A 12,491-nucleotide genomic window follows, 5' to 3' on the forward strand; every position below is an offset into this window, starting at 1 on the left:
CCCGACAGCCCGCCCCGACAGCCGTCCTCAACACCCGACACGGGCACCGGAGTCGGCCCCGCCGACAGCCGCCCGGACGAGCGGCCACGCCCACTCGGCTCGCCGCCGGACGGTACCGGCCGCCGCCCCGGCCGGTGACGGTTTCGGTAAATCGGCGGACAAGTCATGACGAGGGGGTGCGCCTTCGGCCAGCATCGGGTGACGCCCGCCCGGTCCGCCCGGTATCCGCCACCCCCGCACCCCGGTTGTACGGATGTCGGTGTCGTTTGACAGGCTTGCCCAGGACCGGCCGGGCCACTCCGGCCGACGGCCGGGCAACGAGGAGGAGGACGACGGATGACCACCGGTGAGCCGGCGGACCCGCCCGTGCTGCGCCACCACCGCGACAGCCTGCTGCCCGCCGTCGCCGCCGCGCTGTCGCTCAAGGGCGGCGAGGTGCACACCCTGGCGGGCGACAAGGACGACCGCCGCCCGGTCCTGCACCACCTGGTCACCGGCTTCCTGGACACCCTGCCGCTGGAGGCCCGCGAGCGGTTCACCGGCCGCTGCCCGGAGGCCGTCCTGCTCTCGCAGTACCTGACCGCGGTCGACGGCCGGCGCTCCAAGCGCGCGGCCCGCAAGCCGATGAGCCTGAACGAGGCCCGCAAGGCGCTCAAGGGCTCCCGGATGACGACCCTCCGGATCCGCGAGGAAGGCGATCCGCTGCACGGCACCCACGCCCCGCCGTGCCGCTCCTGCACGCCGATGCTGGAGCACTTCACCGTGCAGAGCGTCGCCGTCGGACCGCCCGTGCGCTGACCGGTCGAGCGCCGGTCCGGTCCGTCCCCCGTCCCCGAGCCCTGGAGGCCACCCTGAATCCGCCCAGCCCGCCCCCGCCGCCGCCGCCGGCCACCCTGTCCACCCCCGGCGGTGGAACCCCTGGCGGTGGAACCCCCGGCGACTCCGCCACCGGCACGCTCGGGCGGACCCGTCCGCGCTTCCCCGCCGACGTCGCCGCCGAGCTCAAGGCGGCCGGCTGGCACCCCGGCCGCTGGGAGATCCAGCAGGCCGAGGAGTGGGCCGACGCCCTGGTCGGGTACGGCGCGCCCAACGGCGTGGCGCACACGGTCTTCCCGGCGGCGGTGGAGGCCTGGGCCGAGTTCGGCGGCCTCGCCTTCGACCTGTCCGGCCCGGGCCGCCAGCTGGCCCGCACCCCGTTCCTGATCGACCCGCTGTGCGGCCTGCACCAGCCACGCACCCTGCTGGACCTCGGCCGGGCGCTGGGCACCCAGGTCGCGTCGCTCGGCGAGGAGGCGTACGGGCAGGCGCTGCTCGCCGTCGACGAGGAGGGCCGGGTCTACAGCCTGGACCACACCGGCGAGTGGTTCCTCGGCCACGGCATCGACCAGGCGATCACCGCGCTGGTGCTGGGCACCTCCCCGGAACGGCTGCGCACCGCCGACGACCGCTGAGCAGGGCCGGGAGCGGCGGCGGTCACCGCAGCCGCTCGGCCCGTACCGCCAGCCGGGAGGGCAGCACCGCCTCGACCCGGAACCCGCCGTCCGCCTCCGGCCCGGACGAGAAGGTGCCGCCGAGCGCGATCACCCGCTCCCGCATCCCGACCAGCCCGTTGCCCCCGCTGGGCAGTTGGGCCGCACCCCGCTCCCCGCCCGGGCAGGCGTTCACCACGCTCACCCGCACCCCGTTCGGTGCGTACGCCAGCAGGACGGACACCTGTGCGCCGCCCGCGTGCTTGTGCGCATTGGTCAGCCCCTCCTGGACGACCCGGTAGGCGGTCTGCTCGGCCTCGCCGGTGAACTCCTGCCGGCTGCCGCTGACCGTCAGCGTCACCGCCATCCCGGCCGCCCGGGACTGGTCCACCAGCCGCGGCAGCCCGGCCAGCGAGTCCGGCTCCGGCTGCCGCTCGTCGTCCATCCGCAGCACGCCGAGGATCTCGCGCAGCTCGTTCAGTGCCTGCCGGCCCACCTCGCCCATCAGCTTGGCGCTCTGCGCGGCCTTCTCCGGGTCCTTGACGGCGATCCGCTCCAGCGCCCCGGCGTGCACCACCATCAGCGACACCCGGTGCGCCACCACGTCGTGCATCTCCCGGGCGATCCGGGTGCGCTCCTCCAGCCGGGCCCGGCGGGCGCGCTCCTGCGCCTGCTCGGCCAGCAGGTCCAGCTCGGCCTCCAGGCCGTGCGCGCGGTCCTTGAGCGACTCGATCAGCCGCCGCCGCGCGCCCACGTACAGGCCGGTCACCACCGGGGGGACGGTCAGCCCGACCGCCACCAGCACCGCTATCAGGACCTGGCCCCACAGCGGCGGCGGCTCCGCGGCCGAGTCACCGGGGGTCAGCATCGACACCATCATCACGGCGACCGCCTCGGCGAAGGCCAGCCCGGACAGCGCCACCACCCGCCGGCGCCGCGAGGGCCACTCCCAGGTCTCCGCCAGCGTGTACAGCGCCACGACCAGCAGCAGGACGCCGAGCATCCCCGGCATCGCGAGCAGGGTGACCAGCACCGGGACGGCCGGCCAGCGCCGGCGCAGCACCAGCGAGCCGCCGGCCAGCGAGCCGAGCACCGCGACCCCGATCACGCCGGCGGTCGTCAGGTCCACCCGGGCGGACAGGAAGGCGATCGTGCTGACCGCGCACTCCAGGGCGGCGAGTACGGCCAGCCCGATGTCCAGGAAGGCGCTGCGCGGCCGCTTCCACCACCAGAACGACCGGTCCTGCGCGCGCTCCCCCGGCGACAAGCTCATGCCCGACAGACTATGCGGCAATCCCCACCCCTCCCCACCGGGATTGTCCGGCACACCTTCCGAGTCCGCCAAGTGGTCCAGACCACCGCTGCTTTTCGGCAGCTCTGTCCGCCATCCGGCCACCTCGCGGACAGCGAACGCCCCGACACCTATGCTGGTCGCGTCGGACAGCGCGGTCCGCACGCGTCACAACCGCCACACGCGTGTGGACCTGTGACGATGAGCCGTTGCCGAACCCCACCACCACAGGGAGCCAGCCGTGACCGCTCCGGTCCCCACCCCGGCGGACAGCCCCACCCCCGGCGTCGCAGCCGGCGCAGTCGCCGACAACTCAGCCCTGCGTGCGGACATCCGCCGCCTCGGCGACCTGCTCGGCGAGACGCTGGTCCGCCAGGAGGGCCCCCAGCTGCTGGGCCTGGTCGAACAGGTCCGTCTGCTCAGCCGCACCGACGGCGAGGCCACCGCCGAACTCCTCTCCGACATCGACCTGGACACCGCCGCCAAGCTGGTCCGGGCGTTCTCCACCTACTTCCACCTCGCCAACGTCACCGAGCAGGTGCACCGCGGCCGGGAGTTCGCCACCCGCCGCGCCCGGGAGGGCTCGCTGCTCGCGCAGACCGCCGACCAGCTCGCCGACGCCGACCCCAAGCACCTCGCGGACACCCTGGCCCACCTCGCGGTCCGCCCGGTCTTCACCGCGCACCCCACCGAGGCCGCCCGCCGCAGCGTCCTCAACAAGCTGCGCCGGGTCGGCGAACTCCTCGACCGCATCCACCGCGAGGAGCTCACCACCTCCGGCCTCGTCTCCACCGACCCGGCCACCACCCCTGACCGAGCCGCCGCACGGCGCACCTCCCGACAGCGCTCCGCCGACCGCCGCCTCGCCGAGGTCATCGACCTGCTCTGGCAGACCGACGAACTGCGCATCGCCCGGCCCGAGCCCACCGACGAGGCCCGCAACGCCGTCTACTACCTGGACGAGCTCTACCGCGAGGCCGTCCCCGAGGTCCTGGAGGAGCTGCAGGAGGAGCTCGCCCGGGTCGGCCTCAACCTGCCCGACGGCGTCCGCCCGCTCACCTTCGGCACCTGGATCGGCGGCGACCGCGACGGCAACCCCAACGTCACCCCGCAGGTCACCTGGGACGTCCTCAACCTCCAGCACGAGTACGGCATCAAGGACGCCCTGGCCGCCATCGACGACCTGCGCAACACCCTCTCCACCTCCGAGCGGCTGGCCGGCGCCTCCGTCGAACTGCTCGCCTCGCTCAACACCGACCTGCACCTGCTCCCCGAACTGAGCCCGCGCTACAAGCGGATGAACGCCGAGGAGCCCTACCGCCTCAAGGCCACCTGCATCCGGCTCAAGCTGGAGAACACCCGCGAGCGCCTGGCCGGCGGCACCCCGCACGTCGACGGCCGCGACTACCTCGGCACCCGCGAACTCGTCGCCGACCTGCGGCTGATCCAGGACTCGCTGCGCGCCCACCGCGGCGAGCTCATCGCCGACGGCCGCCTCGCCCGCGCCATCCGCACCATCGAGGCCTTCGGCCTCCAGCTCGCCACCATGGACGTGCGCGAGCACGCCGAGGCCCACCACCACGCCCTCGGCCAGCTCTTCGACCGCCTCGGCGAGGAGGCCTGGCGCTACGCCGACATGCCCCGCGAGTACCGGCAGAAGCTCCTCGCCAAGGAACTGCGCTCCCGCCGCCCGCTCGCCCCCACCCCGGCTCCCCTGGACGAGGCCGGCACCAAGACCCTCGGCGTCTTCAACACCATCCGCCAGGGCTTCGAGCGCTTCGGCGACGAGATCGTCGAGAGCTACATCATCTCGATGTGCCAGGGCGCCGACGACGTCTTCGCCGCCACCGTGCTGGCCCGCGAGGCCGGCCTGATCGACCTGCACGCCGGCATCGCCAAGATCGGCATCGTGCCGCTGCTGGAGACCACCGACGAGCTCCAGCAGGCCGACCGCATCCTCGACGAGATGCTCTCCGACCCCTCCTACCGCCTGCTCGTCTCGCTGCGCGGCGACGTCCAGGAGGTCATGCTCGGCTACTCGGACTCCTCCAAGTTCGGCGGCATCACCACCTCCCAGTGGGAGATCCACCGCGCCCAGCGCCGACTGCGCGACGTCGCCCACCGCTACGGCATCCGGCTGCGCCTCTTCCACGGCCGCGGCGGCACCGTCGGCCGCGGCGGCGGCCCCTCGCACGAGGCCATCCTGGCCCAGCCCTGGGGCACCCTGGAGGGCGAGATCAAGGTCACCGAGCAGGGCGAGGTCATCTCCGACAAGTACCTGCTCCCCTCGCTCGCCCGGGAGAACCTGGAGCTGACCCTCTCCGCCACCCTCGCCGCGTCCGCGCTGCACACCGCCCCGCGCCAGGCCCCCGAGGAGCTGGCCCGCTGGGACGCCGCGATGGACCGGGTCTCGGAGGCCGCCCACACCGCCTACCGCGGCCTGGTCGAGCAGGAGGACCTGCCGAAGTACTTCTTCGCCTCCACCCCGGTCGACCAGCTCGCCTCGCTGCACCTGGGCTCCCGCCCGTCCCGCCGCCCCGACTCCGGCGCGGGCCTGGACGGCCTGCGGGCCATCCCGTGGGTCTTCGGCTGGACCCAGTCCCGCCAGATCGTGCCCGGCTGGTACGGCGTCGGCTCCGGCCTCGCCGCCGCCCGCGCGGCCGGCCTGGGCGACGTGCTGGACGAGATGTACGGCGAGTGGCACTTCTTCCGCAACTTCCTGTCCAACGTCGCGATGACGCTGGCCAAGACCGACCTGCGGATCGCCCGCCACTACGTCGAGCAGCTGGTGCCCGGCGAACTGCGCCACGTCTTCGACCAGATCAAGGACGAGCACGCCCTCACCCTGCGCGAGGTCCTCCGGCTCACCGGCGAGAGCGAACTGCTGGAGCACAACCCGGTGCTGAAGCAGACCTTCGCCGTCCGCGACGCCTACCTCGACCCGATCTCCTACCTCCAGGTCGCGCTGCTGCGCCGCCAGCGCGAGGAGGTCTCGGCCGGCCGCAGCGACGACCCGCTGCGCGCCCGCGCGCTGCTGCTGACCGTCAACGGCATCGCCGCCGGCCTGCGCAACACCGGCTGACCCCGGGCACGGGGAAGGGGCCGACGGCACGTGTGCCGTCGGCCCCTTCGCGTCGCGCTAGCGCACCTCGACCACCAGGGCGCCGTACCTCGCCTTGATCCGTGCCGCGGCGGACTCCCACTGCGGGGTGTCGACCACCACGCCGGCACCGTCGCCGCCGGGCACCACGAACTGGATCTCCACCCCCTCGGACTGCCAGTACGCGCGGTCCGCCTCGATCCTGGCCACGAGGGCCTTCTGCTCGTCACGCGAAGCGACGGCATCGGCGAACCGCAGCCTCACCGACGGCCAGTCGGCCACCGCGGCCGTAGCGGCGGCGTCCAGGGCGCTGCCCGGAACGCGCATCACGTAGAGCGTGTTGGTCTGCGCGTCCTGGCAACTGCCGAAGTAGTGGTCCCGATAGCCCGCGTTCGCAAGCTTGTCGACGGCCACGCCGGCCCGCGCCAGGTCGAGGCGGCTCAGCTGCTCGGACGACAACGGGGACGGCGAACCCGAGGACGACGGCCGAGACGACGGGATCCCGGACGACGACACCCCGGACAACGGGATCCCCGACGACGACGTCCCCGACAACGGGATCCCGGACGACGACACCCCGGACAACGGGATCCCCGACGACGACGTCCCCGACAACGGGATCCCGGACGACGACGTCCCCGAGAACGGGATCCCGGACGACGACACCCCCGCCGGCGGCAGGGTGGGGTGTTCGTGCCAACCCGGGGTCCGCAGCGACGTCGGCCCGTTGCAGCCCAGGACCACGCCCACCTCGTTCCAGGCCGACAGCCCCGGTGTCGGGCTGGCCCCACCCGCGGGCAGCCGGTGCTCCACGTCTCCGCCGCCCCCGGCGCCGCCCAGCTGGGTCAGCGCCCCGACCCCGGCGGCCAGCACCACCACCGCGGCCGCCCCCCGCAGCGCGGTCTGCCGCCGCCTCCGCCGCCTCCCGGCCTCCCGCAGCCCGGCCGGCGGCGGGCTGCCGGACACCGACCCCGCCCGCGCGCCGAGCCGGACGACCAGTTCCTCCTCGAACCCGTCCGGGCGTTCAGCCGCCATGCCCCACCATCTCCCTCGCCGGTGCCAGCTCCTGCCGGAGCGTCTTCATCGCCCGCGCCAGATGCGTCTTCGCCGTGGCCTCCGAGCAACCGAGCTCCTGCGCGACCCGCGCCACCGGCAGGTCGACGTAGTAGCGCAGCACCACGACCGCCCGCTGCCGGGGCGGCAGTGCCCGCAGCGCCGCGGCCAGCTGTTCGTCGTGCTCGGCCACCGCGGCCCCCGGGGAGTCCGGCGGCACGGGTGTGAGCACCTCCCGCCGGGTCCGCCGCCAGCGCGAGACGTGGGCGCGGACCATCGTCGTCCGCACGTACCCCTCGGCCGCCGCCACGTCCCGGATCGCCGTCCGCTTCGGGTACACCCGGGCCAATGCGTCGTGCAGCAGGTCCCGGGCGTCGTGGACGTCCCCGGTGATCAGGTACGCCCCCCGCAGGAGGGCCTGGTACCGAGCCGCGACGAACTCGTCGAACGGATCGGCCCCCGAGCCCCCCGGGCGCATCGATTCGCGCTTCATACCCCCATGACGCCCCGCACGCCGGAAACGGATGACACCCCGGGGAGGGAAGGTACGACGAAGGGCCGGCACCCACCACCGTGGACACCGGCCCCTGAGGACTCGTGACTACTCCGCGGGCTCGCCCGCGCGCCTGCGCTTCAACCACAGCGCCGCTCCGCCGCCCGCGACCAGGAGGCCGCCGCCGACCGCCAACAGCCCCGCGTCGGGGCCCATCGACTCGCCGAGCACCGGCTGGGCCGCCGGCTCCGGGGCGATCAGCGGATCCGGCTCCGCCACCGGGTCGGCGTGCGCCAGCGCACCGCTCGACAGCAGCATTCCGGCCGCCCCCAGCGCACCGGCCGTTCCGACCCGCCGTCCGAACTGCTTCAGCCGGACCACCCGGATCCGCCGCAGTGGGCGGACCGGACCCAATCCCCGCATCGAGAACTCCCCAGGACTCGTTCGCGTACCCGGGCCGACGCTATCCGATCCCGCACAGGCTTCTCACACGGATTCAGGTTTGGCCGGTCAAGCGTTGTACGACTGTTGCGTACCCGGCGCGCCCTGTTGACGGACGTTCAGGAGTTGTACGTCCCCTGGGCACGCTCCAGTCCCTCGGACAGCAGCGCCTCCACCGCGTCGGCCGAGCGGTCCACGAACCACTCCAGCTCCTTGCGCTCGGTCGAGGAGAAGTCCTTCAGCACGAAGTCCGCGACCTCCATCCGGCCCGGCGGACGGCCGATCCCGCAGCGCACCCGGTGGTACTCGGGGCCCAGCGACTTGGTGATCGACTTCAGCCCGTTGTGGCCGTTGTCCCCGCCGCCCAGCTTCAGGCGCAGCGCCGCGTAGTCGACGTCCAGCTCGTCGTGGACCGCGATCAGCGCGGCGGCCGGCACCTTGTAGAAGTCGCGCAGCGCCGTCACCGGCCCGCCGGAGAGGTTCATGAAGGACATCGGCTTGGCCAGCACGACCCGCTTGCCCGCCAGCCGCCCCTCGGCCACCTGCGCCCGGCTCTTGTGCGCCTTGAACCTGGCACCCATCCGCTGCGCCAGCAGGTCCACCACCATGAACCCGATGTTGTGCCGGTTCCGGGCGTACTGCTCGCCCGGGTTGCCCAGCCCCACCACCAGCCAGGGGCCCTCGTACTCGTCCGCCATCGCGCTCTCACTCCTCGCCTTCACGCTCGACGCCATCATCCCCGGAGACACCGCGTCCCGGACACACCGCTGCCCCGGACGCTCCAGCGGGAGCGACCGGGGCAGCGGTCAAAGCTTCAGCGCGAGGCTCAGGCCTCGGCGCCCTCGGCCTCCTCGGCCTCCTCCTCGACCGGGGCGGCCTGGGCGGCGATGACCTGAAGCACGACGGCGTCGGCCTCGACGGCCAGGGTGACGCCGGCCGGCAGGACGATGTCCTTGGCGTGGATCGAGGCGCCGGCCTCCAGGCCCTCGACCGAGACGGTGACGGCCTCGGGCAGGTGGGTGGCCTCGGCCTCGATCGGCAGGGCCTGCAGGACGTGCTCCAGCAGGTTGCCGCCCGGGGCCAGCTCGCCCTCGGTGAGGACCGGGATCTCGACGGTGACCTTCTCGCCGCGCTTGACCAGCAGCAGGTCGACGTGCTCGATGGTGCGCTTGATGGCCTCGCGCTGGACGGCCTTCGGCAGGACGTACTCGTCCTTGCCCTCGATCGGGACGACCAGCAGGGCGTTCGGGGTCTTCAGGGCCATCATCAGGTCGTGGCCAGGCAGGTTCAGGTGAACCGGGGCGTGGCCGTGGCCGTAGACGACACCGGGGACGAAGCCGGCGCGGCGGGCGCGACGGGCGGCACCCTTGCCGAACTCGGTACGGGTCTCAGCGGCGATGCGGATCTCGGACACGACTGCACTCCTCGTGAAAAATGGCGCGGGGGTGCAGGCAACGCGAAAAACCGCCGGGACCACACCCTCAGTACGTTCGGGGGTCACTCGGCGGCAACGGCCTCTGCAGGTGACGGGATTCCGGCACCGGCAGCGCGTCGATCACGGAGCGGGCGCCCGTCGAGCAGGCACACGGCATCCCTCGCCGAGCAGTTTCACGAGTCTAACCGCACCCACCGCCTCCCGCGAAATCGGCGGCGGCCCCGGCCCACTGGGGACCGGGGCCGCCTGCGCGGGCTTCGTCAGTGCACGCCCTCGAAGAGGCTCGTGACCGAGCCCTCCTCGAACACCTCGCGGATCGCGGCGGCGATCGACGGGGCGATGGACAGCGTGGTGATCTTGTCCAGCTGGAGCTGCGCCGGGGTGGGCAGCGTGTTGGTGAACACGAACTCGCTGACCCGCGAGTTCTTCAGCCGGTCCGCGGCCGGGCCGGAGAGCACACCGTGGGTGGCCGCCACCAGGACGTCCGCGGCACCGTTCTCGAACAGCGCGTCGGCTGCGGCGCAGATGGTGCCGGCGGTGTCGATCATGTCGTCGACCAGCACGCAGACCCGGTCCTTGACGTCACCGACGACGTCGGCCGACAGGATGGTGTTGGCCTGGGTGATGTCGCGGCGCTTGTGGATGATCGCCAGCGGGGCGTCCAGGCGGTCGCACCACTGGTCGGCCACCTTCACACGGCCGGCGTCCGGGGAGACGACGGTCAGCTTGGAGCGGTCGACCTTCCCGCCGATGTAGTCCGCCAGCAGCGGCAGCGCGAACAGGTGGTCCACCGGGCCGTCGAAGAAGCCCTGGATCTGCGCGGTGTGCAGGTCCACGGCCATCAGCCGGTCGGCACCGGCCTGGCGCAGCAGGTCGGCGACCAGCCGGGCCGAGATGGGCTCGCGGCCCAGGTGCTTCTTGTCCTGGCGGGCGTAGCCGTAGAACGGCAGGATCGCGGTGATGCTCCTGGCGGAGGCCCGCTTCAGAGCGTCGATCATGATCAGCTGCTCCATGATCCACTGGTTGATGGGAGCCGTGTGGCTCTGCATCACGAAGCAGTCCGCACCACGGGCGGACTCCAGGAAGCGGACGTAGATCTCGCCGTTGGCGAAGTCCAGGGCCTTGGTGGGGACCAGCTCGGTCCCGAGCGCCGCGGCCACCTCCTTCGCCAGTTCCGGGTGGGCACGGCCGGAGAAGAGCTTGAGCTTCTTCTCACCCGACGTCGTGATCCCGCTCACTGCACCGTCTCCTCGCGTTTGCGGACGCTGAACCCTGACCGGTGCCGGGCAGGCGAGGCCCACGCGCGGTACGGGGTCGGGGAATTGTCGGTACGCCTGGACACGGGCGGTAAGCCCAGTGGCGCACGTATGTCCCCAAGGTTACGCGCCCGCGCAGAAACCGTCCGCCTCGGGACCGCCCCTCGGTCCCCGCCCGGCGCGTCAGGCCTCCGCGGCCCCGTCCGTCGCGGCCTTCGCGGCCTGCGCCGACACGGTCCCGGGGCGCTTGCGCTCGACCCAGCCCTCGATGTTGCGCTGGTGCGCGCGGTTCACGCCGAGCGCGCCCGGCGGGACGTCGCTGGTGATCACGGAACCCGCGCCGGTGTAGGCGCCGTCACCGATGGTCACCGGGGCGATGAACATGTTGTCCGAGCCGGTGCGGCAGTGCGCGCCGATGACGGTGCGGTGCTTGTTCACGCCGTCGTAGTTCACGGTGACCGAGGCCGCGCCGACGTTGGTGCCCTCGCCGATCGTGGCGTCGCCGATGTACGACAGGTGCGGCACCTTGGCGCCCTCGCCCAGCTCGGAGTTCTTGATCTCGACGTAGGTGCCGACCTTCGCCTTGCGGGCCAGCTTCGCCCCCGGCCGCAGGTAGGCGTACGGGCCGGCGACGGCCAGCTCGCCCACCTCGGCGCGGTCGGCCGTGGTGTTGCTCACACGGGCGCCGGCGCCGATCAGGGTGTCCTTCAGGGTGGAGTTCGGGCCGACCTCGCAGCCCTCGGCCAGGTGGGTGGCGCCCTGCAGCTGGGTGTTGGGCAGCACCACGGCGTCCGGCTCGTAGGTCACCTGGACGTCGAACCAGGTGGTCGCCGGGTCCACCACGGTGACGCCCGCGCGCATCGCCCGCTCCAGCAGGCGGTCGTTCAGCAGTCGGCGGGCCTGCGCCAGCTGGACCCGGTCGTTGATGCCCAGGATGTCCCGGTGGTCCTCGGCGACCACGGCGCCGACCCGGTGGCCCGCCTTGCGCAGGATCTCCAGGGTGTCGGTCAGGTACTCCTCGCCCTGCGAGTTGTCCGTGGTGAGCGCGGCCAGCGCCTCGGCCAGCAGCTTGGCGTCGAAGGCGAAGACGCCCGAGTTGATCTCGGCGATGGTGCGCTGGGTGTCGGTGGCGTCCCGCTCCTCGACGATCGAGGCGACCGTGCCGTCCTCGTCGCGCAGGATCCGGCCGTAGCCGAAGGGCTCGGGGACGACGGCGGTCAGCACGGTGACGCCGTTCTGCTGGGCGGTGTGCGCGTCCGCCAGGCGGCGCAGGGTCGCCCCGGTCAGCAGCGGCGAGTCGCCGGCGGTGACGATCACCGTGCCGTCCAGGACCACGCCGTCCGCGGCCAGCGCCTCCAGCGCCGTCCGCACCGCGTGCCCGGTGCCGTTCTGCTCCTCCTGCACCGCGGTCCGCACGGCCGGGTAGTGCTCCACCAGGTGCTCCTGGACCTGCTCGCGCTGGTGCCCCACGACCACCACGAGCTGCTCCGGCGCCAGTTCCCCGGCCGCCGCCACCGCGTGCCCCACCAGCGACCGTCCGCACACCGCGTGCAGCACCTTGGGCAGCTTGTTCGACTTCATCCGGGTCCCGCCACCGGCGGCGAGCACGACAACGGCGGCAAGCGAATTGGCACCCATGCGGGGAAGCTCCTCGGTAGGTTCACAGAGAGGGCAGAGCAGACCCGGCCGGGACCCAGGCCGGTCGCCATACGCAAAGTCCGCCGAGCAGCACCGACAATACCGGCGTGATGGGAGACGCCCGAACCAGAGGCGTGCAGAGGCTCCGCCGCTAGGATTCGAACCCAGACAAAGGCCTCCAAAGGGCCCTGTGCTGCCATTACACCACGGCGGACAGACGTGTCAGACCCTACCCGAGCGGACCCCACCCTGGGTATCGACTTGCACCGATCCGCGGCTCCGATTCGAGCTCCCCGACAGAACTCCCCGAGCCGC

General features: G+C 72.9%; 11 protein-coding genes and 1 tRNA gene. 3 read left to right on the forward strand and 9 right to left on the reverse strand.

Annotated elements, in window-relative coordinates; genetic code table 11:
* Positions 1-336: 336 nt before the first annotated feature.
* Both ABTY56_RS16570 and ABTY56_RS16575 read left to right on the forward strand, forming a co-directional pair.
* Positions 337-798: a YwqJ-related putative deaminase gene (locus ABTY56_RS16570; protein ID WP_350629498.1), complete on the forward strand. Its 462-nt coding sequence runs from the start codon at positions 337-339 to the stop codon at positions 796-798.
* Between the two features lie 95 nt (positions 799-893).
* Positions 894-1,451 carry an SUKH-3 domain-containing protein gene (locus ABTY56_RS16575; protein ID WP_502893139.1) on the forward strand — a complete coding sequence of 186 codons (558 nt, stop codon included), beginning with the start codon at positions 894-896 and terminating at the stop codon, positions 1,449-1,451.
* A 22-nt stretch (positions 1,452-1,473) separates the two neighbouring features.
* Here the strand turns inward: ABTY56_RS16575 and ABTY56_RS16580 are convergent, their stop codons facing one another.
* Entirely contained in the window at positions 1,474-2,742 is a 1,269-nt protein-coding gene (locus ABTY56_RS16580) for a sensor histidine kinase (protein ID WP_350629500.1), read from the reverse strand.
* 259 nt (positions 2,743-3,001) lie between these two features.
* Between ABTY56_RS16580 and ppc the strand changes: the two genes are divergently transcribed.
* Positions 3,002-5,842: a phosphoenolpyruvate carboxylase gene (gene ppc / locus ABTY56_RS16585; RefSeq protein WP_350629502.1), complete on the forward strand. Its 2,841-nt coding sequence runs from the start codon at positions 3,002-3,004 to the stop codon at positions 5,840-5,842.
* A gap of 57 nt (positions 5,843-5,899) precedes the next feature.
* Here ppc and ABTY56_RS16590 read toward each other — a convergent pair whose 3' ends face one another.
* The 8 genes from ABTY56_RS16590 to ABTY56_RS16625 all read right to left on the reverse strand — a co-directional run bounded on the left by ABTY56_RS16590 (position 5,900) and on the right by ABTY56_RS16625 (position 12,390).
* The gene (locus ABTY56_RS16590) at positions 5,900-6,895 is read right to left on the reverse strand and encodes a hypothetical protein (protein WP_350629504.1); all 996 of its coding nucleotides are present in this window, start codon (positions 6,893-6,895) and stop codon (positions 5,900-5,902) included.
* Positions 6,885-7,406: a SigE family RNA polymerase sigma factor gene (locus ABTY56_RS16595; RefSeq protein WP_350629506.1), complete on the reverse strand. Its 522-nt coding sequence runs from the start codon at positions 7,404-7,406 to the stop codon at positions 6,885-6,887. The genes ABTY56_RS16590 and ABTY56_RS16595 overlap by 11 nt, the downstream gene beginning before the upstream one ends.
* A gap of 108 nt (positions 7,407-7,514) precedes the next feature.
* Positions 7,515-7,829 (reverse strand): hypothetical protein, encoded by a 315-nt coding sequence (locus ABTY56_RS16600; protein ID WP_350629508.1) that lies wholly within the window; start codon positions 7,827-7,829, stop codon positions 7,515-7,517.
* Positions 7,830-7,966: 137 nt separating this feature from the next.
* Positions 7,967-8,545: an aminoacyl-tRNA hydrolase gene (gene pth, locus ABTY56_RS16605; RefSeq protein ID WP_350629599.1), complete on the reverse strand. Its 579-nt coding sequence runs from the start codon at positions 8,543-8,545 to the stop codon at positions 7,967-7,969.
* Positions 8,546-8,673: 128 nt separating this feature from the next.
* A complete protein-coding gene (locus ABTY56_RS16610; protein ID WP_350629510.1) occupies positions 8,674-9,261 on the reverse strand; it encodes a 50S ribosomal protein L25/general stress protein Ctc in 588 nt (195 codons plus the stop codon).
* Between the two features lie 281 nt (positions 9,262-9,542).
* The gene (locus ABTY56_RS16615) at positions 9,543-10,520 is read right to left on the reverse strand and encodes a ribose-phosphate diphosphokinase (protein ID WP_350629512.1); all 978 of its coding nucleotides are present in this window, start codon (positions 10,518-10,520) and stop codon (positions 9,543-9,545) included.
* 201 nt (positions 10,521-10,721) lie between these two features.
* Positions 10,722-12,176 (reverse strand): bifunctional UDP-N-acetylglucosamine diphosphorylase/glucosamine-1-phosphate N-acetyltransferase GlmU, encoded by a 1,455-nt coding sequence (gene glmU / locus ABTY56_RS16620; protein ID WP_350629514.1) that lies wholly within the window; start codon positions 12,174-12,176, stop codon positions 10,722-10,724.
* 143 nt (positions 12,177-12,319) lie between these two features.
* Positions 12,320-12,390, reverse strand: a tRNA-Gln gene (locus ABTY56_RS16625).
* Positions 12,391-12,491 lie beyond the last annotated feature (101 nt).

It is taken from the genome of Kitasatospora sp. NPDC097691, assembly GCF_040302665.1.
GTDB lineage: Bacteria > Actinomycetota > Actinomycetes > Streptomycetales > Streptomycetaceae > Kitasatospora.

Coding starts and splice junctions, on each gene's coding strand:
- ABTY56_RS16570 (WP_350629498.1), top strand. CDS start 337: ATGACCACCGGTGAGCCGGCGGACCCGCCCGTGCTGCGCCACCACCGC.
- ABTY56_RS16580 (WP_350629500.1), bottom strand. CDS start 2,742: ATGAGCTTGTCGCCGGGGGAGCGCGCGCAGGACCGGTCGTTCTGGTGG.
- ABTY56_RS16590 (WP_350629504.1), bottom strand. CDS start 6,895: ATGGCGGCTGAACGCCCGGACGGGTTCGAGGAGGAACTGGTCGTCCGG.
- ABTY56_RS16595 (WP_350629506.1), bottom strand. CDS start 7,406: ATGAAGCGCGAATCGATGCGCCCGGGGGGCTCGGGGGCCGATCCGTTC.
- ABTY56_RS16600 (WP_350629508.1), bottom strand. CDS start 7,829: ATGCGGGGATTGGGTCCGGTCCGCCCACTGCGGCGGATCCGGGTGGTC.
- pth (WP_350629599.1), bottom strand. CDS start 8,545: ATGGCGGACGAGTACGAGGGCCCCTGGCTGGTGGTGGGGCTGGGCAAC.
- glmU (WP_350629514.1), bottom strand. CDS start 12,176: ATGGGTGCCAATTCGCTTGCCGCCGTTGTCGTGCTCGCCGCCGGTGGC.